A 22820-nucleotide genomic window follows, 5' to 3' on the forward strand; every position below is an offset into this window, starting at 1 on the left:
TTTGACGCATGGCATCGTTTCACCGAACTCACCCAGAATCCGTCAGCCGTCTGAGCAAATACGCGTCCTCAGTAGATTTGCGCCGTCGCTCAGCCAACGTGACAATGCCGTTCCGCGACATCGAGCGCCCGCGCTTCAGTGGCTAGCTGTGCTCGCTTGCTGACCGACAGGATCGCGGGCGGTGCCGGCAAGCCTTCCGCCAGTTTCCTGATCCCGTTGATATGTTTGAGGAAGCTCGAGATCGCCCGCGCAGCTGGCCTCTTCGGCTCCTGCTTCAGATCGTCCCAGCCCGACTTGCCGACCATGATGACGAGGAGCCCATCGATCCTTTCGATCATGGCCGCATCCAGTGCGCGGGAGATCGTCGTCCAGATCGTTTCATTGAGGTCGTTGCGCGCCTGCGTGGCGATGCGCTGAAGCGTCGACAGTGGCGGTAGTTCGTAACGGCGGCGGACCAGTTCCTCGACCAGCACGTTGATGATGTCGGGCAGCTCGACTTTGGTCCTTGCCTCCCCCGACGCGAGATCGGCGAGCCACGCCGTCTCGTCCGCGTCGAACGGCCGGATGTCGAGCCAGGCGCGCAGCAGCTTCTGGTGCCGGATGCGAGTTCCAGATATGTCGTACCGCGCAATCGCCGTCCGGGGCAACGCCCGGGCTCGCATCGCGGTCCGGATGTGATCGGTGCTGCCCGGCGGCACGTCCGAGAGCATCGGGAAGTAGCCGAGACGCTGCAGCAGTTTCATCTGGACCATGATCAGCATGGCGGTAGCTTCCTGCCGGGATTGCCGACGCACAAAGCGGATTTCCGCGGCGGTCGGGGTGAACGCCGCTTTCAGTTCCGCCGTGCCCGGTTCGGCGGGCAGGACAGGGTAGATGGTCTCGTGGACGGTGCTCATGCTGGTGGCCGTCTCGCGAAGATCCGCCCGATCTGCCGCGTACGCTGGACCTCGTCGTCGTCCAGGTAGATCGACGTGGTTGTGATCGACGCGTGACGCAGGTTGTCGCGTACGGTGGTCAGCGTCGCGCCGTTGGCCAGCGCGTGTGTTGCGTGCGTGTGACGCTTATGTACCCAGCGATATAAGCGCCACACCCATGCCACTCATGCGCTGGCCCGTGGCGCGGAACTGACGACGGTTCGGGATAACCTGCGTCACGCCTCGATCGCGACCACCTCTATCTACCTGCAAAGTGACGAGGTCAAGCGGGCACGTCAGATGACTCAGGCCTTCGCCGCGCGATAGCCTCGGAGCGTCCGTCAGACGGAAGCTCCGACGACCTGGCGCGCTTTGTTTTCCGAATTCTGAAGCGCCCCCCAGAAGCGGGGCTGGACCGCGAGTTGCTCCGCCGGCGCAGATGGGGGCGTTGAGGTGTGTGAACTGGTTTGCGCAGATGTTTCTTTGCGGTTGACGGCCGTGGTGCATTGCAGCGAAGCGTTCCAGTGAGCGCCGGCCTTTGATCTGATCCGTGGATCCTGCTGGTGGCGTCGGCGCTCATGCGACAGATCGTCTATGGATGCGAAGCCCATCTGGACGTCATCACCCGTCACGTAGCCCATACTGCAAATTGTTCATCGTAGGGCGCCGAGTGTCTGGTGGGAAGACATTCCAGTTGCCGTTATCGTGACGAAAAAAGAAGATTACGTGCGCCGCCTGCGATCGTGAGAGTTCGACATGCACGTAGCGCCTCGATCGTGCATGACCATGTCGGACGACCAAAATGGGATACGCTGCCGTACGTCCCACCCATTTGTCGATGGCCGCACGCAACGACATTCTGACGTCGGTCATCGACACCTCCTGCGTCGATTAATGATTCGCGCTATGTACATGTCTTCCTTCACGCCCCGCTGCAAAACAGGAGCGCAGCGCCGATGATCCCCGCCAGGAAGACCCAAAAAAGAGTGCTCCCAACCCTGGCCGGACCGAAGAGCTTGCTACAAAGGAGTCCGGCACTTCCAACGCCACCGAGAAAGACCAGAAAGTCGCCGCATGCAGGAGCTGCCAAGCCAGCAGGAGTGGGCGCGCATTGCCCAAACACGCATGCCTTCAACATCAGACCGCCAAGACAGACACACACGAGGGCCGCAAGTGGCCACCGCTCCATTTCGGTATCTTTCATCGCTGCTTCCACAAATGATGCGAATTGCAGGCCTGCGCCACGCAGTGATTCCGACGCTACGCAACACATCGCCGGGACGTAGCATCCGTCCACCCACTGTTCCTCCGCTGCTGCCGCATGGTTGATAAACCTCTGGCAACGCATATGGGGTGACGCCGCATTTTAAATGCGCGGCGCTTTCTGGATGATTGAAGCCGATTATAGAAACCGGACACCTTCTGCAAGCTTTCTGTGCCGCCGCCAAATCATGGGTGTTAACCCGCTACCCTGCTGCATCCGCAACGACGGGTGCCGGCTGTTACGTCGACGGGTTAGTAACGCAACAGGGAAGCGCACGCCTCTGGAGCGCAGATCTCACGCATCAAGCGATGCATCGGTGAAAAAGTGTCGACACAAAAACTCGGGTCACAGGAGCGTGAAGGCGTCGTCATCGCCAACACGGTAAACATGCGGAATTCATTTGTCAGACCCGTTTCCGTTAAAAATGCATAGTTATGTCCGCAGCGGCGGCAGTTCCCACCCTTCCGAACAGAGCCGGACGACTCAACGTCAGTCGACCCCCGTGCGACGGCTCATTGAGGTTGCCTGACTGGGGAGCACGGAGCACGTCCGCTTCACGCCAGGAGACGGTAAGTCGCCGCGTCGCTGTTTGCCATCGGTTTCGATCCGCGCTTTGAGCCTCTGACCTACCCGGAACGTGACAACGCGCCGCGCTGCAATGAGCGTTGTTTAGCCAGTTTTCGGACGGCGGCGGGGACGCTGTCGTTTGTTGCGTCCTTGAAAGTCATCGAAGCAGGAAGGGACGTTTTTGAATAGCAACGCGTCTGGCCCTCATGGAAATCCCGTATGAAAAACCCATCCCCGTGTAAGTCGGCAGAAGGATTCGTTCCCCTAGAATTGCCTCCATCGATGCAGACGGGCGGCATTCCGCCGCGCCGGACAATAATGGAGACTATCGATGACCCCTAGCTTTCGCACGTTGCGCCAGATCGCCATTGCTTCCAGCCTGCTGTTCGGCCTTGCGTCGCAGCACGCGACCGCCGCCGACAGCGGGAAGATCACGATCATGGTCGGCGGCATCACGAAGCTGATCTACCTGCCCGCGCGCCTGACCGAACAGCTCGGCTATTTCAAGGACGAAGGACTTGACGTCGAACTGCTGTCGCAGCCGGCCGGCGTTGATGCGGAAAACGAACTGCTCGCGGGCGCGGTCCAGGCTGTCGTCGGCTTCTATGACCATACGATCGATCTGCAAACCAAAGGCAAGGACGTCAAGGCGATTGTCGTGTTCGGACAGGTGCCGGGTGAAGTGGAAATGGTTTCGACCAAGGCCGCCGACACAGTCAAATCGATGGCCGACGTGAAGGGCAAGACGCTTGGCGTCACCGGTCTCGGATCATCAACCAGTTTTCTCACGCAATACCTCGCCGGCCAGCACGGCATCCAGTCGACGGAATACACAATGCTGCCGGTCGGCGCTGACGCCAGCTTCATCGCGGCGATCAAGCAGAGCCGTATCGACGCGGGCATGACGACGGAGCCCACCGTGTCCGCATTGCTGAAGTCCGGTGACGCCAAGGTGCTGGTCGACATGCGCTCGGTCGAAGGCACGAAGGCGGCGTTGGGCGGCACCTACCCGGCGTCGAGCCTCTATGTGCAGGCGGCATGGGCCGATTCGCACAAGGCTGAAGCAGCGAAGCTCGCGCACGCGTTCGTTCGCACGATGCAGTTCATCCACACGCATAGCGCGGAAGAAATCGCCGCAAAGATGCCGGACGACTATCAGAAGGACAAGCCGCTTTACGTGAGTGCGCTGAAGGCTTCGCTGCCGATGTTCACGACGGATGGCAAGATGCCGGCCGATGGACCGACGACTGTGCTCAAGGTGTTGTCGGCCTTCAATCCGTCGGTCAAGGGCAAGCATATTGAGCTGGCGAAAACCTACACCAACGAGTTCGTTGGCGCGAAATAAGTCAGCGCCTGCCGGTTGCGTCTACGTGCCTGACGTAACCGGTTTCGTTACGCTTCCGGTGCCGCGTTCGCGGTACCGGCCACTTCCACGGATGTACAGATGAACCAAGTTGTTTCCCAGGACGCCCCGGTGATCGAGTTCCGCTCGGTCTCATGCCGTTTCATTTCTCCGGACGGCAAGGCGACGATTGCGTTGCGCGACTTCAGCATGGCGGTCGCGAAGGGCGAGTTCGTCGCCATCGTCGGACCGACCGGTTGCGGCAAGTCGACCACGCTCAGCATGATTACCGGGCTCCTGAAGCCGACGACCGGTGAAGTGCGCGTGATGGGCGCGCCGGTAGACGGCATCGATCCACGCATCGGCTTCGTGTTCCAGGCCGATGCGGTCTTCCCGTGGCGATCCGTGCTCGATAACGTCGCGGCGGGGCCGCTGTATCGTGGCCGCTCGAAATCAGCCGCGCACGACGAGGCCAATGAATGGCTGCGTCGCGTCGGGCTCGAAAAGTTCGGTAAGCACTATCCACATCAGTTGTCGGGCGGGATGCGCAAGCGCGTCGCGCTCGCACAGACCTTCATCAACAAACCGGAAATCCTGCTGATGGACGAGCCGTTCTCGGCGCTCGACATGCAGACCCGCACGTTGATGCAGGACGAACTGCTGCAGCTGTGGTCGGCGAATTCGGGGTCGGTAGTGTTCGTCACGCACGATCTGGAAGAAGCGATCGCGCTGGCTGATCGTGTGTTCGTGTTGAGCGCGCGACCCGCGACGTTGAAGAAGGTCTATGAGATCGATCTGCCGCGCCCGCGGATCACGTCGGAAGTTCGCTACGAGCCGCGCTTCATCGAAATTTCGCGCGATATCTGGCATGACCTGCGCGAAGAAGTGCAGATCGCCTGACGTGGATCGCCTGATAAACCTGACTTCGGAACAACATTCATGGCAACTCCTGAATACGCATTGCAGGCGGGCTTCGATAGCGCGTCGCTGGCAACTGTTGAAAAAATCGCACAACGCAGGCTGCGCCAGCGGCGTGCTCTGATCATCGCGCTGAGGGTACTGGTGCTGGTCGTCGTGCTGGGTGGATGGGAAATGGGCGGACGGTATAAATGGATCGATCCGTTCTTTTTCTCGATGCCCTCGGCAATCTTTGCGCAGATCGTGGACTGGTTCGTGAACGGCACCTCGCAGGGCCCGCTGCTGCAGCAGGTCTGGGTCACGCTCGAAGAAACCGGTATCGGCTTTCTCATCGGTGCGGTCGGTGGCATTGTCTGTGGCGTCGTGCTGGGTCGCAACAAGCTGCTCTCCGACGTGTTCAGCATTTACATCCAGATCGCCAACTCGATTCCGCGCGTGGTGCTGGGGTCGGTGTTCGTTATCGCGCTTGGTTTGGGCATGGCCTCGAAAGTCGCGCTGGCCGTCGTGATGGTGTTCTTCGTCGTGTTCGGCAATGCATTCCAGGGCGTGCGTGAAGCCGACCGCTACATGATTGCGAATGCGCAGATCCTCGGTGCCTCGAAACGTCAGTTGACCACGTCAGTGGTGATTCCATCAGCGCTGTCATGGATTCTTGCGAGCCTGCACGTGAGCTTCGGTTTCGCGCTGGTCGGTGCGGTAGTTGGCGAGTTCCTCGGTTCGAAGCAGGGTATCGGCCTGCTGATCTCGACGGCGCAAGGCGCATTCAATGCGAGTGGCGTGTTCGCTGCGATGATCGTGCTCGCGGTGGTCGCGCTCACGGCCGACTATCTGCTTACCGCACTGGAGAAGCGTCTGCTGAAGTGGCGGCCTGCGGCATTCTGATCGTCACGATGCAGGGATGATTGTCGCTGGATTCAGGGAGCAGAACGGCACGACGCCGCAGACCGCCGGTCTGGTGAAGCACATCGCCTTGTTGTTGGCGTGAACTTCGGATGACGATACCGACGCAGACGAGGACCTGCTGTCCCTGACGAGTTCGCTGCCGTGCCGAAAACATGCGGGTCGCCTTCGGGTGGCCAGGTCATGAGGTGCGTTGTGAACAGCGGTCCGGGTATTCCAGCAGAGGCGCGCGAAGGTTCGATCGCACTCCTCGCGGCGCGACAGATGTCCGGCACACCGGACCCGGGTCAGCAAATGTCCACGGGTTTGCCCGCTCTCATTCGGGCACGGTGGGCCAGTACAGAAAGTTGAGCATATTGGTCCCCGCCACGATCAGCGTGCGCGCGTCGCGCGATTGAGGAAAAGCGATGAAGCTGCTGCTCGTGGAAGACAACGCGGAACTCGCGCAATGGATTGTCAATCTGCTGCGCGGTGAGAACTTCGCGATCGATTGCGTTGGCGACGGCGAAAGCGCGGATAGGCTGCTGGCGGCTCAATGCTACGACGTGGTGCTACTGGACATCCAGCTGCCACGGATGGACGGCAAGGAGGTACTGGCACGATTGCGCCGCCGCGGCGACAAGGTGCCGGTGTTGATGCTGACGGCCAACGGCTCGACAGACGACAAGGTCGACTGTTTTAGCGCGGGCGCCGACGACTATGTCGTCAAGCCATTCGATGCACGGGAACTGGTGGCGCGGATCAAGGCGCTGATCCGCAGGCAGGCAGGCGCCATGTCGGGCTGTCTCGTTTGTGGCGATCTGCAGTACATACCCGACACACGTGATTTCTGTCATAACAACCAGCCGCTGGCACTTCGACCTCGTGAGCACACCATCCTCGAAGCCCTGATGCTGAGACAGGGGAAAACAGTCTCGAAGACAGCCCTGATGGAAAGCGCGTTCAGTGTCGACGACGAGCTGAGCGCGGATGCGATCGACATCTATATTCACCGTTTGCGCAGGCACCTGGCCTCGTCCAGTGCGCAGATCATTACATTGCGTGGGCTTGGCTACATTTTGCGCAGCAGCGATCCGGCGTAGCGGGTGCCAAATCGGTACCGTATATCAGTAAATGCACTTAGTTGTACGAATGGTACGGGAAAGCTGCATGAAGGATTGAGATCGCTAGGATGGCGCTCATTGGCTCAACGGGACCGTCATCCGGATGTCCGGATCGCAGTTGCAGCGGGCAACCAGAAAAAAAATTTCAACGCAGTAATCAGAGGAGATGACCTTGAAGCAAAAGTACCTAACCCTGGCCGTCGCGGCAGGCGCCCTGGCGTCGAGCGGCGCGCACGCCCAGTCGAGCGTGCAACTCTATGGCCTCATCGATTTGAGCGCCCTCGCCTACACGACGAATGCCGACGCAGCCGGCAAGCACGTGATCGGCATGGGCCACGCCGGCGAGCCGTGGTTCAGCGGCAGCCGCTGGGGTCTGAAGGGCGCGGAAGACATCGGTGGCGGCAACAAGATCATTTTCAAGTTGGAGAGCGAATTCGTCGCCGCGAACGGCCAGATGGAAGATCCGGGCCAGCTCTTCGACCGTGACTCCTGGGTCGGCATCGAGAACGCTACGATCGGCCAGGTGACGGCCGGCTTCCAGGACACGGTCGCGAAGGATTTCGCGGGCCTCTACGCCGACCCGTACGTCAGCGCGAAGTTCTCGACGAACGAAGGCGCCTTCACCAATTCCAACAACTTCAAGCAAATGGTCTTCTACGCGGCTGGCCCGACCGGTACGCGTTCCGAGAACGGCATCCAGTGGCGCAAGCTCTTCAGCAACGGCATCTATGCGGCCGCCGGCTATCAGTTCAGCAACTCGACGCAGTTCGCCAACGGCTCGGGCTACCAGGCCGTGCTCGGCTGGAACGTTGGGCCGGCCTCCATCGGCGGCTTCTACAGCCACACGAACAACGGCGGCTTCACCGATCAGACGTACTCGGTGGGGGGCGACTATCGTTTCGGCATCGGCCGTGTCAACGCCGGCTACTTCCATTACACCGGCAAGCAGGGGTCGCTGCCGGATCGGGAGGACAATGCGTGGACGGTGTCCTTCAAGCTCGCACCAAAGGGTCCGTTCGACTATGAACTCGGCTATCAGCAGATGCGCGTGAAGAACGCCGCCTACAACAGCGACGGCTTCATCCCGAACGCCAATTCCGGCGCGTTCGACACGACGGCCACGACGGTTCACAACGGCTACAAGGAGACGATCTACGCGTCGACGTTCTACCATCTTTCGAAGCGCACCGAGGTGTATCTGGCCGCCGATTACATGAAACTGCATGGCGGCTACACGGTGTCGACGACGTTCGGCCACAACAACCAGCTCGAAGTGGCCACGGGTATCCGCACCCGCTTCTGATCCTGGCATCAGCTCCTCGCAGTAGATCTTTTTGATCGATTTCCTCCAATTTGCGGCGGCGGATGTATCCGCCCGCCGCTTTTTTTTCTGCTCAGCGGGTCGAGGAAGGCAGCCATGTTCAGAAATACCACTATCCGGGTCGCGTTGACCATCACTATCGCCGGTTATACAGCAGCGCTGATGCTCGTGATCGCAACGTCGATCGCGGGGCTCAAAGCGGCCAATACGGCGCTCGACAGGATGTACCGCGAAGAAACGGCGTCGTTGCGACATCTGGCCGCCAGCAGTGACGCGCTTCTGCAGGTACGAGTCGATCTCGGTGCGTACGAAACGCTCGTCGCGCAGGGCAAACCGACCGACGCAGTGCTCGCCCGTGTGCATGCCGAGCAGACCAGCAGCGATCGCGAACTGGCTGGTTATGCGGCGCAACCGCCTTCGAACGAGGCCGAGAGGAAGCTGGCCGACGCACTGCGGGCGAGGCGCGAGCAATTGATGAAGCAGGCACTTGCGCCTGAAATTGCGGCGCTCGACCAGAACGATTTCATGTCTTTTCGCACGACACAGCGTCAGGCACCTGACACTCTTTTCAGTGACTACCGGAGCGCCGAACTCGCGCTGGAGGATTTCCAGGCAGAGCAGCAGAAGGCGAGTTTCGCGTCAGCGCAACGGCATTTTCATATGCTGCTCTGGCTCTTCGGCGCGATCGGATCCGCTGCGATCGTACTGGGCCTGTTCGCACGTTTCGCGTTGGCGGCGTCGATCGTGCGACCCATTGATCGGGCAATTCATCATTTCGAGCGAATTGCGGCTGGAGATCTGACAAGCGCGGTCGATAAGCTGCGCGCCAACGAGATGGGCCGTTTGATGGCTGCGCTTGCCCGAATGCAGGCGGGGCTTGCTGCCGCCGTGGGGCAGGTGCGACAGGGGACGGCGGCGATCACACACGGCGCGCGCGAAATCGCGAGTGGCAATGGCGATCTGTCGACACGTACCGAGCAGCAGGCGGCGACTTTGGAGGAGACCGCATCGAGCATGGAAGAGTTGACTGCGACCGTCCGGCAAAACGCCGACAACGCGCGGCAGGCCAGGGCGCTCGCTGAAAACGCGTCGGAAGTCGCGGCACGCGGGGGCGACGTCGTCGGTCAGGTTGTCGATGTAATCGCGGACATGTCATCGAGTTCAAACCGGATTGTCGACATCATTGGCGCGATCGAGGGTATCGCGTTCCAGACCAACATCCTCGCGCTGAATGCAGCCGTTGAAGCTGCGCGTGCCGGCGAGGAAGGGCGTGGATTCGCGGTGGTCGCGGGCGAGGTCCGCGCGCTCGCGCAACGTTCGGCCGCTGCAGCGAAGGAAATCAGGGAGCTGATCGGCGACTCGGTTGCGAAAGTGAGGAACGGTGCCGACCTGGCGGCTCGCGCTGGCGACACAATGACCGAAATCGTCACAGCGGCCCGCAACGTTACCGCCATCGTCAGCGAAATCAGTGTGGCCTCGGAAGAACAGTCGCGCGGCATCGATCAGATCAATCGCGCCGTGACGCAGATGGATAACGCGACCCAGCAGAACGCCGCACTGGTCGAGCAGGCCGCGGCGGCGGCTGCGTCGCTCGAAGAACAGGCACGCGCGCTCGACCATGCGGTGGCCGTGTTCCGGCTGGCTGAAACAGACAAGCCGTCAGCCGTGGAACCCGGCAGGCAGAACTGGATGGCGTCCGGGCCGTCGACCGTCGACGCATGACGGTAGCCGACAGAAGCGAACACTATCTGATCAGTGGCCTCACGCACCACCGGAAAATCTTCCGGCCGGGCGACTGGGCCGAGCGTCTGATGGGTGTCATCATCCTGTTCGTCGGGGAGCGTCGGCCCGGCATTCATATTGCCTCGACGCGCCTCGCCATGCCTGTCGTCGATAAGGGCGTGAAATGCCTGATTGTGTCCGGTGAACTCCGGAGCGTTTGTCCGGAAGCCTTTGACTTCGTTGTCAGGTTTGCCGAAGACAATGATCTGCCGGTTGAGGTTCGTTTCTCGTCCAGCGACGGGGCTCGTTGGTCGGGTCCGGTCCCGGTCGACTGATCCGCGCCCTGCCGGTGCGACGCGGCCCCGCGTGGGACCGGCAACCGGTCGAACCGGCGCAGCGCGACCCGCCGTGGCAACTGGAGTTCCAACTCATAGTCGGGCCAGAGGCGACGAGATGCGCCATGAGCCTCAACGGCAATGGGGCGCGTTTGCGCCGGTTTCCTCGCGTGCAGTTTTTTGCTCGTTCTCGCCAGACACGATGGGGTTGCAGACCCGGTCTATTCGTTACACGTTACGCGCAGCGCCTGGAGGAGCGTGGCGCTCGATATCGGCGCGCGGTTCTCGGAGATTGAGCGGATTTGTTCCGGCAATTCTCTTGTCGTTGCCCGTCGTCATCGCGTCACGGTCATTTGCGATCTGGTTATTGACATCGGCAGCAATGTTTCCGATTAGTTCTATGCGTCGATATAACCCTGGCGTTTATGACAGAAATTTGCGCGCAGCCTCGTCCACCCCCTTGTAGAACGGCCTTTTCCCAAATGGCCCGAACGGCCCGAGCGGGAACGGGTCAAACGATCATACAGTTTTTCGGGGAGAGGAAAGTGAATGATCCTGCAAAACTTATCGCGCTGGTTGCAGTGACCGTTTGCAGCACTGCTTGCCTGGCCGCGCAGCCCGACTACACGTACGAGACAACCGTACGTCTGCCCGACGGTAAAACGGCGCAGTGTGCCGTGAATGAGCCTGCGGATGCCGCGCGCGTCTCAAGCAGTACGCTTGACCTGAGCGATCAGCGCAAGGCTGAGGTGCTAGCCACTCAGCGCCTGCGCGTGTTGAGCGGCCCCAAATCGGTATACCCGTCCCCCTACACGGCGCCCGTCGTGAGGTGCGAGCTTGTCAACTGAGCATCGGGGCTGTCGTACTTTCCGTGCGAATCTGGCGGTTGGTTTCGAAAGATCGATATTGATCAATAGCCTGCGCACCCTCCGATTGCGCACAAGTCGCACAGCCGCCGAGCCTTGCTGCAAGCGGCTCTGCGTCTGACTACCGCCAGATTCCGCACCAATCTAACGTTTCCCCCAGCCGGACCACTGTGCCGCTATTTGCACACAGTTGCCGCGTTCGTTGCTGGAACTGGAGGAGGTAACTGAATACGGCTTGAACTGACTGCGGAACTTGCATCACCGCCGTTCACCCCGCGGACACGTCCTGGACCTGTCGAACCGCAGCGGACTGGCCATTCAGGTCAGTTGATCCCGCCGGATCACCATCCGTAAAACCGGGGTCACGTTTCGACCGTCCCTTCCGATCCGACTGTTCCCGGGTCAGTCCGCTTGGCACCTGCCTCTGTTTACCCAGGCAGCACTCGTGACAACGTCCCCCCTTGCGTGACTGAAGCAACCGACCGCCCACCTTATGGTCTGGGCCTGGCATCCGGTTTGGCGCATCTCATCTAACGAGGTTTATAACAGTTCACACATGTTTGCGCCTGCGGAACTGGCCTCGCGCCTCACACCGCGCGGCGGCTCCGCAGTGTCGATTTCCTCCGTGTCGCCGGGGTGAGCCGTCAGTCAAGAGGCACCACGTTGTCTTCAGAACATCACAGCCGCCCCGTACCGGTTATGCATGTCTGAATAGGCAACCGCCGGTCGTACAGCAGGCCGCGGCACTTGTGACCGTTCGCACGAACGCAGAGCGCGGCGAAACAGGAACGAGCTTTACCGTCTACTACGTGCCACTTGATGCGCGGCTGACGGCGGCACGTGTCGCATCACGAAAGGGATGAATACCCTGGATTCGCGTCTCCGTACAACAAAGCGCATTTCCGGAAAAGAGAGTTTCAGGATATGCCGTATCTCGAAAGCATCGGCCGCTGTCAAATGACGAGGACGAGTAACAAGGAGCCCTTCATGATGATTCGACACTTCATCTGCGCACTGCTCGGCGTCGTCACTTTCTGGTCGGCCGACGGCATGGCTGCGCAACCCGATTACGCCTATCAAACGACGGTACAGCTCGCCGACGGCAAGATGCTGACATGCGGCGTCAACGAACCTCTGCCGAATGGCGCCGCGCCCGCTGCTCTCACCCGCCGCGAGCAAACGCAAGCCGACGTCCTCGCGACCCAGCGCCTGCGCGTCTTCAGCGGCCCCGATTCCGGCTATCCGTCGCCCTACACCGCGCCGACCATCATTTGCTCGAGCGCAGGCTAAGGCTGGCCGCGTCGCACCGTCCGGTGCTCGAGGCGACTACCAGGTGCGATGCGGGACCTCGCCCGGAAACCGTAGACCGTATTAAATCTGTCAACGTTGCGACAATAAAAATGTCAATTTGCGGTCATGTGATCGCCAAAGGAAGGTGAACGCCTTGCCGGGCAAAGGTTTGGGCCATCCGAAATAAATTTGTCAACCGGCTCGGCGGGAGGCGGATCGGATCCCTCAGTCAAGCGGTCGCTGTCCTGTGCTCGCCCGTAGCCTATCTCGCACTCGAAGCGACGACACGACAGCGAGCCCCGGCGTTCATCGTCGCGAACGCAATTGACTTGTCGAACACGGCGAGCATGACAGAAGCGCTCGTCAATTCCGGACATCGGACTTGTTCTGGCGGCCGTGTCGTGCCCTGCTGCTGGCGGCGGGGGATTGCGGTGGCCAAATCCGGGATCGGGTCATGAGCCAGCACGAATCGGGAAACGGCCTTCCTGGAATGTGAAGAGGCGGCTCAGTCGTCGTGGCCCTTTAGCTGCGGCAGCACGGACGCGTCGCTCGCCGTGAGCAGGCCGATCTTCGAGTAGATTCGCAGCTTATCGCGCGTGTCGGTGATGTCGAGGTTACGCATCGTCAGCTGGCCGATGCGGTCGCGTGGCGAGAACGTCGAGACGACCTTCTCCATCGACAAACGCTCGGGTTGGTACGTCAGGTTCGGCGACCTCGTACTGAGAATCGAGTAGGGGCGGCTTCAGAAAACGGAATTTAAACCACGTTAAGCTGCCGGCGGCGTCTGGCGAGGCTCGACTATCCCGCGGCAAAGGTCGGATCCATCTGGCTTGCACGCTTGACCTGATCGCTTTGCAGGTAGATCGAAGTGGTCGCGATTGAGGCGTGACGCGGGTTATCTCGCACGGTCGTCAGTTCTGCTTCGCGCGCCAGTGCATGCGTGGCATGGGTATGCCTCATCCAGTGGGGACTGGCGCGTCGCAGCTTCTCGGCGGTCGCCGGCTGACCGGTCGCAATGACATCTGCGGCTCGATAAAAAATCGTCGCATCACGTTCCACAGGCAAACGCGGCGTCATGCGCGTTGCCCGTCCGCGACTATGGAATGCAGGTCGGCGCGGTTGAACGCACGCTCAGTGAAGTGACCGACTTCCGTCTGTCCTCACGGGTCAGGTTCGCCTTGCTACTTCAGGATTGGTTCAGGCGGCCCCGAGCAGGTTTCTCCACTCCGGGAGGCTTCCCTTCGGATCCAGTGCTTTGACCAACGGCGCGGCACGCGTCGCAAGGTCCTGTTGTACGTCGGCGATAGCGTTTGTGAGGGCACTCGACATTCCCAAGCCGTCTAGCATTAACGCTGCTTCGCGCATCTCTTCGGCGCGCCGTTGCCCGTGTTCGACCACGCGACCGATCAGATACGCTTCGTAGCCCTTGTCCCACCCTACACCCGGAAAGGTTGTCGCGAGCGACGCAAGCACGCGGCCGTCCACGTCGAACTGTCTGGCCGCCAGCATCGACTGAACGCATAGCGCCTCCATGCCCTTGATCATGATGCTGCGGCATAGCTTCATGGCTGACGCGAGGCCGACTTCCTGCGCCACGGCTTCCGTGCGCATCCCCAAACCATTGAGACGGTCTGCCGTTTGTACAGCGAATCGGCCGCCCAACAGCATCGGCACCCGTATGCCTTGCGGCGGGACCGGCGCCATCACCGCGGCTTCCACGTAGTCGGCGCCATTGCGCTCGACCTGCTGGCAGTTGCGTTGTTTGACGGCGGGCGAAACCGAATTGAGATCGAGGAAGGTCTGGCCGCTTGTCAGATATTCCGCTGAAGCCGTGGCGACCGCTTCCGCCTGGCTAGCGGTGACCGCGGAGAAAATGAGTTGCGCATCGCGCAGTGCCGCTGGGAGATCGTCGGCCACGTGAACTTTGCATTCGTGGGCCCGCTGCACGATCGTCGGGCGCGTAGCCGCATCTTGCAGCTTGATGTCGAAGATAGATACTTCATGGCCGGCCGCGGTCAATGCGCGACCGAAGATAGGCCCCACTTCTCCGAAGCCGATGATTGCGATGCGGCCGATAGGCTGAGTGCGATTCTGATCCATGCTGGTTCTCTGCGAGTGAGGGTGGGAAATGACAATATGAGTTGGAGGAGCGCCGTGATTTGCGTCGCGACCTCAACGCGGATGTTCGGATGCCCAGACTGTCACCGATCCGGCTGGCGGTGCCTGACGACCGCTCGTAGGTGTCGAATTCCTGCTGGTCGAACATGCGCTCCCATTTTGACAGCACGAGCGTTGCCGATTACGTTGGTCGTCGACGTGGCGATCGCGAGCACGCGATCGATGCCGAATAGCAGCCCCACAGCCGAGGTGGGCAGCATGCCCGATGGCCGGCATTCCCGCAGCCGTTCGCCGGGCGTTTCTTCGAGTTCCCGCATGGAGCGCGTCACGGCGGACTGCGCGCAAAAGAGCAGCGCGGCGGGCCGGTTTGCACTGCCGTGTTCGACGACGATTGTGAACACACGCAGTTGGGCGAGATTGATAAGCTCGGCGGGCGGGGATGTGGAATTGGCCAAGGTAGCGAACGCGCAACGGAATGCCAGGTCAGGGAGCATTGCCGTAGAGCGGCAATATTTTCGACTCGAGCATTGCGATCGCCTGGATGGCAAGTTGTGACAGCGCGTGCTTGCTACTGGTTGCGATTGCAAGACGGCTGAAGAGCGTCGGCTCGGTAATGCGGATCACCTGGAAGCGTCGCTTGAGCGCATCGCTGGTAGTCGCATTAAGCGATAGCACCGCATAGCCGATGCCCTCGCTGACCAGATCGAGAATCGAGGTCACTGCATCGACCTCCAGTTCGATCCGCAATCTTACGCCCTGTTCCGCAGCTGCCGCCTCGACCATCCGTCTGATCGCGTGCATGCGACCGGGGATGACGAGTGGGTAGCGCACGATTTCCCGCAGCGTGATCGTAGTTGTGGGCTCGCGTACCGCCTCTGTGAGTGTTTCGCCACTGTCCGGGCCGATCAGAAACAGTTCCTCAGTAAAGATGGTTCGCTTGTCAATCAACGGCGTATCGAATGTGTCGTACAGGACCGCGACGTCGATGCGGCCCATCATCAGCCATTCGATCAGATAGGTGGACAAGCCTTGCGCCACCGAGATAGTCGCTCCGGGAAAGGAGGAACGAAAGCCACGCACGAGTTCATGCGTGGCGACCCTGGCAAAGCTGGGGGTAATGCCGATGCCGAAATGACCACCGGGTGCGCCGTGTAACTCGTCCAGATCCTGCGAGGCGCGCTGCACCTGCTGAAGGATACCTTTCGCATGCGCGAGCATCCGTTGGCCGGCCGGCGTCAACGTCACGCCGCGGCCGGTGCGCTCGAGCAGCGTATGCCGCAATTCCACTTCCAGATGCCGCACCAGCCGACTCAAGGCGGGCTGGTTCGAGTCCAGCGTAATCGCGGCACGTGTAAAGCTGCCGAGTTCAGCGACGTGAACGAATGCCTCAAGCTGCTTCAGGTCCATTGTCGATGGCTCATGTGAAATTCGCATATCAGCTAGTTGAATATGGCGATTGTATCGATCCATCGTCGCGGCCACAATGCATACAACCCATAGAAAGCCGCGCCATTCGGCCTGACATTGAGACGACGCTTATGAAATCCTGCCTGCCGCCCGACCCCCATCCCAATCAACCCGCCCAGCGTCTGCCCGCCGGCGCCTGCGATGCGCATTGCCACGTGTTCGGCCCGGCCGAAATGTTTCCGTATGCGCCGGACCGCAGCTATACGCCGCCCGACGCGCCGTTCGAGCGGCTTGTTGCGCTGCACGATTTTCTCGGCGCGAGCCGTGGCGTGATCGTCCAGGCAAGCTGCCATGGCACCGACAACACCGCGATGCTGGATGCGATTGCGCGCGGCAATGGACGCTATTGCGGCGTCGCGATTGTCGACGGCGACGTCACCGACGAACAGTTGGCTGACCTGCACGCGCGCGGCGTGCGCGGCGTGCGCTTCAATTTCGTCGCGCATCTGGGCGGTGCGCCCGATCTCGACGTTTTCGACTGCGTACTCGAACGTATCGAGCGGCTCGGCTGGCACGTCGTGCTGCATCTCGATGCACAGGACATCCTCCAATACGCAGAGCGGATTGCACGTATCAAGGTGCCATTCGTGATCGACCATATGGGCCGTGTACGCGCGGATGCCGGGGTCGATCAGCAGCCGTTTCGCCAGCTTCTGGAACTGATGCGCAATCCGCTTGCCTGGGTCAAAGTGTGCGGGGCCGAGCGCGTGTCCGCAGGCCGCCGTCCGTTCGACGATGCGATCCCGTTCGCACGCACGCTGATTGAAGCCGCCCCCGACCGCGTGCTATGGGGTACCGACTGGCCGCATCCGAACATCAGCAAGGACATGCCAAACGACGGCGAACTGGTCGATCTCCTGTTCCGCTTCTGCCCGGACGCGGCGCTGCGCGAACAACTGCTCGTCACCAACCCGGCACGGCTTTACGGATTCTGAGCGAGCCGTTTGCTTCACAAACTTTGAACTGCCACACCAAGAATGGCAGTCAGGCGGAAATCCGGAATCGACCGACTTTTCGCTCACCATTCGAATCAGGAGACAACGATGACCGATATGAATCGCCACGCGGCCAATGCGGCCGATTCGGCTGATCAGGGAGCAGCGTCATGAACGACAGTGCCGTCATGACGCCCCCCGCGCGCAGCGCGAAGAAACCCTTCTATCGCACGCTGTATTTCCACGTTTTACTCGCGATCCTGCTCGGCGTGCTGCTCGGTCATTTCGCGCCTTCGCTCGCCGTGCAGATGAAACCGTTGGGCGACGCCTTCATCAAGCTGGTCAAGATGGTGATTGGCCCTATTATCTTCTGCACCGTCGTCACCGGCATGGCCGGCATGGGCGACATCAATAAGGTCGGGCGCGTCGGCGGCAAGGCGTTGCTGTATTTCGAAATCGTATCGACGGTGTCGCTCGTCATTGGGCTCGTGGCCGGACATCTGTTTCATCCCGGCACCGGCTTCAATCTGAATCCCGCGACGATTGATACCAAAGCGCTCGCCGGATTCACGACGGCCGCGCATGAACAGAACACGGTCGAGTTTCTGATGCACATCATTCCCGACACCGTCGTCAGCGCATTCTCGACCGGTAACGTGCTGCAGGTTTTGCTGATCTCGGTGCTGTTCGGCGCCGCGCTTGCAGCGACGGGAGAATATGGCCGGCCACTGGTTCGCATGATCGACCGGTTTGCACAGACGTTCTTCGGCATCGTTCACATCATCATGAAGGTCGCAGCGATCGGCGCATTTGGATCGATTGCGTTCACGATTGGCACCTATGGGATCGGCGCAGTGCTGCCATTGCTCAAGCTGATTGGCACGTTCTACCTGACGCTCGCCTTTTTCGTGCTGGTGGTGCTCGGCATCATTTCCCGGTTACTCGGCTTCAGCATCCTGCGCTTCCTGAGCTATATCCGCGAGGAAATCCTGATCGTGCTCGGCACGAGTTCGTCCGAGGCCGCGCTGCCGCGGATGCTCGAAAAACTCGAACGGCTCGGCTGCTCGAAATCAGTGGTGGGTCTCGTGATTCCGGCGGGCTATTCATTCAATCTGGACGGCACCAACATCTACCTGACGATGGCCGTGCTGTTCATCGCGCAGGCCTTCAACATCGAACTCACGCTGACGCAGCAGCTGACGCTCGTTGGCGTGGCGATGCTGACGTCGAAAGGTGCGAGCGGGGTGGCTGGCGCGGCCTTTGTGATGCTGACATCGACATTGATGGTGTTCCCGATTATTCCTGTGTCCGGAATGGTGCTGATTCTCGGCATTCACCGCTTCATGGGAACGGGACTCGCGATCGCCAACACCATCGGCAATGGAGTCGCCACCCTGGTGGTGTCCGCTTGGGAGCACGAGCTTGACCGCTCGAAACTGAACGCCGAAATGTCACGCCGTCACACCGAATGACCGGCTAGGCGGCGACAAAGATCTTCGTGTGTTTCGCTGTCTGCGTGTGCCCTTGGCGCACGCAGTGGGAGCACTCGTACTTAAAACTACAAACTGGTTTGGAGACGAAACATGACGTCGTTAAAGAAAGGCGCGAACCGCCCGCGTTTGAAACTCAACGCTGCATGCATGGCCACCGCGCTGCTCGCGACCGGCGGCCTCGCCGCACGTACCGCGTACGCCGACGATTCGCAGGCAGCCGCCGGCGCGGCGACGATGTCAGGCTCCGCAGTTCAGCTGTATGGACTGATCGGTATGTATCTCGACAGTTCCAAACTGAGCACCGCTCGAGCAAGCACGGTACAGCTAGGCGGCGGCGGGATGACGACATCGTTCTGGGGCATGCGCGGCCGCGAGGACATTGGCGGCGGCAATGCGGTGTTCTTCGCGCTCGAAAGTTTTTTCAGACCGAACACGGGGCAGATGGGAAGAAACACGACGGATGGCCTGTTCTCCCGCAATGCGTATGTCGGTCTAACCGGTGCATACGGCACGTTCAAGTTCGGAGAGCAGACCAATCCCACTTACTTTAATCAGATATTTGTCAATCCGTTCGGCGGGTCGGTTGTGTTCTCGCCGTTGATCGTGCAGTCGTACACGGCGAGCTACAGCAATACGCAGATCGGCGACACAGTCTGGCAAAACGCCATCGAGTATGTTTCTCCGAGCTACGGCGGCCTCACGGGCACCGCGATCTATGGCGTGAGCAGCACCACGGGTCAACAGGGGAAGGACAACATCGGTTTGCATCTGACGTACGCAAACGGGCCGCTCACTGCGGTGCTCTCGGCGCAGCGTGTACGAGCGGCGGCGGTCGCGCCGTCGAGCGGTCAGTATCTGTATCTCGCAGGAGCTGCGTACGATGCAAAGATCGTCAAGGTCTATGGGGCTGCGCAGATGACCAGTAACAACGACGTTGAGACCGGTTCGCATACGTATGAGCTAGGGGTTTCCATACCGTTGTCACCGTCGAACATGATCCTTGCCGAATGGGCGCGTACGAAGAAGAGCGCACCGCTGAACCATAGCAACGTACGCAACACCGGCTCCATTGCATATGACTACATTCTGTCCAAGCGCACGTATGTGTACGTGGTCTATTCCTACGACAAGCTGACGGCCAATCCGTCGGGCAGTACATACGGTGTCGGCATGCAGCATACGTTTTAGGGCGAGGCGACTCTGCAGCCGAAAAAGGCTCGCTAACGAAGTCGGCGCGCATGTCGTTCGCACCACCGCGCCGGTAACTCAACCAGTTTTTTGGAGCGACGATGATCATCGACATTCACGGCCACTACACCACCGCGCCGAAGGCGCTGGAGACGTGGCGCAACCGCCAGATTGCTGGCATCACAAATCCGTCCGAGGCGCCGAAGGCGTCCGAATTGCACATCGGCGACGACGAGTTGCGCGAGTCGATCGAAAGCAACCAGTTGCGATTGATGCGCGAACGCGGCCTCGATCTGACCATTTTCAGCCCGCGTGCGAGCTTCATGGCACATCACATTGGCGACTTCGAAGTATCGAGCACGTGGGCCGCCATCTGTAACGAACTCTGCTACCGGGTGAGCCAGTTGTTTCCCGATGATTTCATTCCGGCTGCAATGCTTCCGCAAAGCCCCGGCGTGGATGTCGCCACCTGCATTCCGGAACTCGTCAAATGCGTGGAGCAGTACGGCAACGTGGCGATCAATCTCAACCCGGACCCGTCGGGCGGTCACTGGACCAGCCCGCCGCTGTCCGATCGCTACTGGTATCCGATCTACGAGAAGATGGTCGAGTACGACATCCCCGCAATGATTCACGTGAGCACGAGTTGCAATGCGTGTTTCCACACAACGGGCGCGCACTACCTGAACGCCGACACCACTGCGTTCATGCAATGCCTCACGTCGGACCTGTTCCGCGATTTTCCAACGCTGCGCTTCGTGATTCCGCATGGCGGCGGCGCTGTGCCGTACCACTGGGGGCGCTTTCGCGGGCTCGCCCAGGAGCTGAAGAAGCCGCTACTGACGGAGCATCTGCTCAACAACGTCTTCTTCGATACCTGCGTCTATCACCAGCCGGGCATCGACCTGCTTACGCGCGTGATTCCGGTGGACAACATCCTGTTTGCCAGCGAGATGATTGGCGCGGTGCGTGGCATCGACCCGGAGACCGGCGACTACTTCGACGACACGAAGCGTTACATCGAAGCGGCGCACATCGATGCAGATGAGCGGTACAAGATTTACGAGGGCAACGCTCGACGTGTCTACCCGCGTCTGGATGCAGCATTGAAAACGAAGGGACATTGATCATGTACGAACTTGGAGTGGTGTATCGCAACATTCAGCGGGCAGACGGCGACGTCGCCGCGAAACTCGGTGCTCTCGGGACTGCCACGGTACACGAAGCGATGGGACGGACCGGATTGATGAAGCCCTATATGCGTCCGATCTATAGCGGCGCACAGGCGAGCGGCACGGTCGTCACGGTCCTGCTGCAACCGGGCGACAACTGGATGCTGCACGTCGCGGCGGAGCAGATCCAGCCGGGCGACATCGTCGTTGCCGCGGTCACGGCCGATTCCACCGACGGCTTCTTCGGCGATCTGCTGGCGACGAGCTTCATGGCGCGCGGCGCCCGGGGTTTGATCATCGATGCAGGCGTGCGCGACGTGCGCGTGCTGGCGGAGATGAACTTCCCGGTCTGGAGCAAGGCGATCTCTGCCAAAGGAACGGTCAAGGCGACGCTCGGTTCGGTGAACATTCCCGTCGTGTGCGCAGGAGCACTGGTGAATCCGGGCGACGTGGTCGTCGCGGATGAAGACGGTGTGGTCGTGGTCCCCGCGGGGTTGGCGCAGAAGGTGCTCGACAAGGCAGCCGCGCGCGAAGCCAATGAAGGCGAGAAGCGTGCGAAGCTGGGCGCCGGCGTGCTCGGCCTGGATATGTACAACATGCGCGAGCCATTGCAACAGGCCGGCCTGCGCTATATCGATTGAAAAGGCCAAGAACATGGCCATCGGTCAAACCATGAGTGAGCAGATCACCGGCGTCTCCTCGATGGCCACGCGCCAGGTGCTGGTCGAACTGGTCGAAGAATACGGGCGGCTATCGGGGCGGCGGGTCGTCATCGAGTCGGTTGGCGGCGTCGCCGCTGCCCGGCGCGTCCAGGAAGGTGAGCCGTTCGATATCGTCGTGCTTGCGGCTGACGCGATCGACCGGCTTGCCACAGCCGGCCGGATCGATCCGGTCAGTCGGGTCGACCTGGCCCGTTCGCGCGTGGCGGTTGCGGTAGCAGCCGGCGCAACTCAACCCGAGATCGGCACTGAGGCCGCGCTGCGCGACGCCATTCTGGCCGCGCGCAGTATCGGCTATTCGACCGGGCCCAGCGGCTCGCACCTGAGCCGCCTGTTCGAACGCTGGGGCATCGCCGAGACCATTGCGCCGCGCATCGTGCAGGCGCCTCCCGGTATTCCGGTGGGCGCGCTCGTCGCACGGGGGGATGTCGAGCTCGGTTTCCAGCAATTGAGCGAGTTGATACACGTGCCGGGCATCGATGTCATCGGCTCTTTGCCTCCCGAAGTGCAGATCATCACTACCTTTTCGGCTGCCATATGCACGGCATCCCGACAAAGAGATGCCTCGAGGGCATTGCTCTCATTTCTGGGCTCCCCCGCGGCCGCCTCCGCCAAGCTTCGTCACGGCATGGAGCCGGCATGACAGACGACGGACCTTGCTTAAACCTCCCGTGCGTGCGACCACGGCGCATATCACCGGGCACATGTCGTGGCTAAGTGCGCGCGGGAAGCTTCATCTTGACGTTGTGTCCCGGGATGAATCATTTCGTCGAACGGTCAACTGACAGCCGCTCGGCGTATCGCGGGCCATCCATGCGTCGGCCTGGAGCGGTATATCGATTGCATCTGTTTGCCCGTTCCAGCCCGTGAGTCGTCCCTGCAATCCGGCCGGCACCTGACGAGCGGGCCTGTTTAAACGCTGTTGCCCCCATTGCGATAACTCATAGATCAAGGTTGCATGAAACTCGCCACCAAACTCTGGATTTCAACTGCGTTGCTGCTTGTGCTGATTTTCGGCATCGTTGGCTTGTCGATGTGGCGGTTCACGAGCATGGAGGCGCAAAGGGACGCCTCGCTAATCTTACTGTGTCATATAAATGCTCGTGCAATCTATTCCCGCACAGGAAGAGTGCCATCGTTGCATGAGCCGTAGTCCAAGCAGGATACGCAACGTGGTAATGGAATC

At 60.6% G+C, this 22820-nt stretch carries 18 protein-coding genes and 5 pseudogenes; 16 read left to right on the top strand and 7 right to left on the bottom strand.

The annotated features are described in order from the left end of the window. Positions 1-110 precede the first annotated feature (110 nt). Both KHO23_RS34215 and KHO23_RS34220 read right to left on the bottom strand, forming a co-directional pair. Positions 111-896, bottom strand: a pseudogene (locus KHO23_RS34215) (DUF4158 domain-containing protein); the annotation flags it as partial. Then, positions 893-1060, bottom strand: a pseudogene (locus KHO23_RS34220) (tyrosine-type recombinase/integrase); the annotation flags it as partial. The pseudogenes KHO23_RS34215 and KHO23_RS34220, both read right to left, overlap by 4 nt. 22 nt (positions 1061-1082) lie before the next feature. Between KHO23_RS34220 and KHO23_RS34225 the strand changes: the two are divergent. The 10 genes and pseudogenes from KHO23_RS34225 to KHO23_RS35305 form a co-directional block, all read left to right on the top strand. Then, a pseudogene (locus KHO23_RS34225) lies at positions 1083-1241 on the top strand (integrase); the annotation flags it as partial. A gap of 1835 nt (positions 1242-3076) precedes the next feature. Beyond that, positions 3077-4090, top strand: a complete 1014-nt coding sequence (locus tag KHO23_RS34230; RefSeq protein ID WP_200567990.1) for an ABC transporter substrate-binding protein — start codon at positions 3077-3079, stop codon at positions 4088-4090. A 99-nt stretch (positions 4091-4189) separates the two neighbouring features. Next, entirely contained in the window at positions 4190-4987 is a 798-nt protein-coding gene (locus KHO23_RS34235) for an ABC transporter ATP-binding protein (RefSeq protein ID WP_211617431.1), read from the top strand. Positions 4988-5026: 39 nt separating this feature from the next. Next, positions 5027-5887 (top strand): ABC transporter permease, encoded by an 861-nt coding sequence (locus KHO23_RS34240; protein WP_211617433.1) that lies wholly within the window; start codon positions 5027-5029, stop codon positions 5885-5887. A 425-nt stretch (positions 5888-6312) separates the two neighbouring features. Next, positions 6313-6987, top strand: coding sequence for a response regulator (locus KHO23_RS34245; RefSeq protein ID WP_211617435.1), 675 nt, complete (start codon positions 6313-6315; stop codon positions 6985-6987). A gap of 193 nt (positions 6988-7180) precedes the next feature. Further along, positions 7181-8311: a porin gene (locus KHO23_RS34250; RefSeq protein ID WP_321207536.1), complete on the top strand. Its 1131-nt coding sequence runs from the start codon at positions 7181-7183 to the stop codon at positions 8309-8311. A 114-nt stretch (positions 8312-8425) separates the two neighbouring features. Then, a complete protein-coding gene (locus KHO23_RS34255) occupies positions 8426-10051 on the top strand; it encodes a methyl-accepting chemotaxis protein (RefSeq protein WP_211617437.1) in 1626 nt (541 codons plus the stop codon). Then, on the top strand, positions 10048-10386 hold the full coding sequence (locus KHO23_RS34260) for a DUF3579 domain-containing protein (protein WP_211617439.1): 339 nt from the start codon (positions 10048-10050) through the stop codon (positions 10384-10386). Before KHO23_RS34255 ends, KHO23_RS34260 begins: the two co-directional genes overlap by 4 nt. 258 nt (positions 10387-10644) lie before the next feature. Beyond that, positions 10645-10782 (top strand): hypothetical protein, encoded by a 138-nt coding sequence (locus tag KHO23_RS34265; protein ID WP_211617441.1) that lies wholly within the window; start codon positions 10645-10647, stop codon positions 10780-10782. 1457 nt (positions 10783-12239) lie between these two features. Then, positions 12240-12542 (top strand): hypothetical protein, encoded by a 303-nt coding sequence (locus KHO23_RS35305; protein ID WP_236067094.1) that lies wholly within the window; start codon positions 12240-12242, stop codon positions 12540-12542. A gap of 505 nt (positions 12543-13047) precedes the next feature. Here the strand turns inward: KHO23_RS35305 and KHO23_RS34275 are convergent. From KHO23_RS34275 to KHO23_RS34295, 5 genes and pseudogenes are all read right to left on the bottom strand, one after another. After that, positions 13048-13275 (bottom strand): annotated as a pseudogene (locus tag KHO23_RS34275) (argininosuccinate synthase); the annotation flags it as partial. Positions 13276-13340: 65 nt separating this feature from the next. Then, positions 13341-13603 (bottom strand): annotated as a pseudogene (locus KHO23_RS34280) (tyrosine-type recombinase/integrase); the annotation flags it as partial. 136 nt (positions 13604-13739) lie between these two features. Next, a complete protein-coding gene (locus KHO23_RS34285; protein WP_211617443.1) occupies positions 13740-14642 on the bottom strand; it encodes an NAD(P)-dependent oxidoreductase in 903 nt (300 codons plus the stop codon). Positions 14643-14743: 101 nt separating this feature from the next. Further along, entirely contained in the window at positions 14744-15115 is a 372-nt protein-coding gene (locus KHO23_RS34290) for a helix-turn-helix domain-containing protein (protein WP_236067095.1), read from the bottom strand. 28 nt (positions 15116-15143) lie between these two features. Beyond that, entirely contained in the window at positions 15144-16067 is a 924-nt protein-coding gene (locus KHO23_RS34295; RefSeq protein WP_211617447.1) for a LysR family transcriptional regulator, read from the bottom strand. Between the two features lie 131 nt (positions 16068-16198). On the opposite strand from KHO23_RS34295, the gene KHO23_RS34300 reads away from it, so the two are divergent. From KHO23_RS34300 to KHO23_RS34325, 6 genes are all read left to right on the top strand, one after another. Continuing rightward, complete coding sequence (locus KHO23_RS34300) at positions 16199-17062, top strand: amidohydrolase family protein (RefSeq protein ID WP_211617450.1); 864 nt, start codon at positions 16199-16201, stop codon at positions 17060-17062. Between the two features lie 170 nt (positions 17063-17232). Further along, positions 17233-18534 carry a dicarboxylate/amino acid:cation symporter gene (locus KHO23_RS34305; RefSeq protein WP_211617452.1) on the top strand — a complete coding sequence of 434 codons (1302 nt, stop codon included), beginning with the start codon at positions 17233-17235 and terminating at the stop codon, positions 18532-18534. Between the two features lie 168 nt (positions 18535-18702). Beyond that, positions 18703-19743, top strand: a complete 1041-nt coding sequence (locus KHO23_RS34310; protein ID WP_211617462.1) for a porin — start codon at positions 18703-18705, stop codon at positions 19741-19743. A 101-nt stretch (positions 19744-19844) separates the two neighbouring features. Next, the gene (locus tag KHO23_RS34315) at positions 19845-20870 is read left to right on the top strand and encodes an amidohydrolase family protein (RefSeq protein ID WP_211617454.1); all 1026 of its coding nucleotides are present in this window, start codon (positions 19845-19847) and stop codon (positions 20868-20870) included. Between the two features lie 2 nt (positions 20871-20872). Then, a complete protein-coding gene (ligK, locus tag KHO23_RS34320; RefSeq protein ID WP_211617456.1) occupies positions 20873-21556 on the top strand; it encodes a 4-carboxy-4-hydroxy-2-oxoadipate aldolase/oxaloacetate decarboxylase in 684 nt (227 codons plus the stop codon). Between the two features lie 13 nt (positions 21557-21569). Next, on the top strand, positions 21570-22277 hold the full coding sequence (locus KHO23_RS34325; RefSeq protein ID WP_236067097.1) for a substrate-binding domain-containing protein: 708 nt from the start codon (positions 21570-21572) through the stop codon (positions 22275-22277). Positions 22278-22820 lie beyond the last annotated feature (543 nt).

Source organism: Paraburkholderia haematera (genome assembly GCF_905220975.1).
Classification (GTDB): Bacteria; Pseudomonadota; Gammaproteobacteria; order Burkholderiales; family Burkholderiaceae; genus Paraburkholderia; species Paraburkholderia haematera.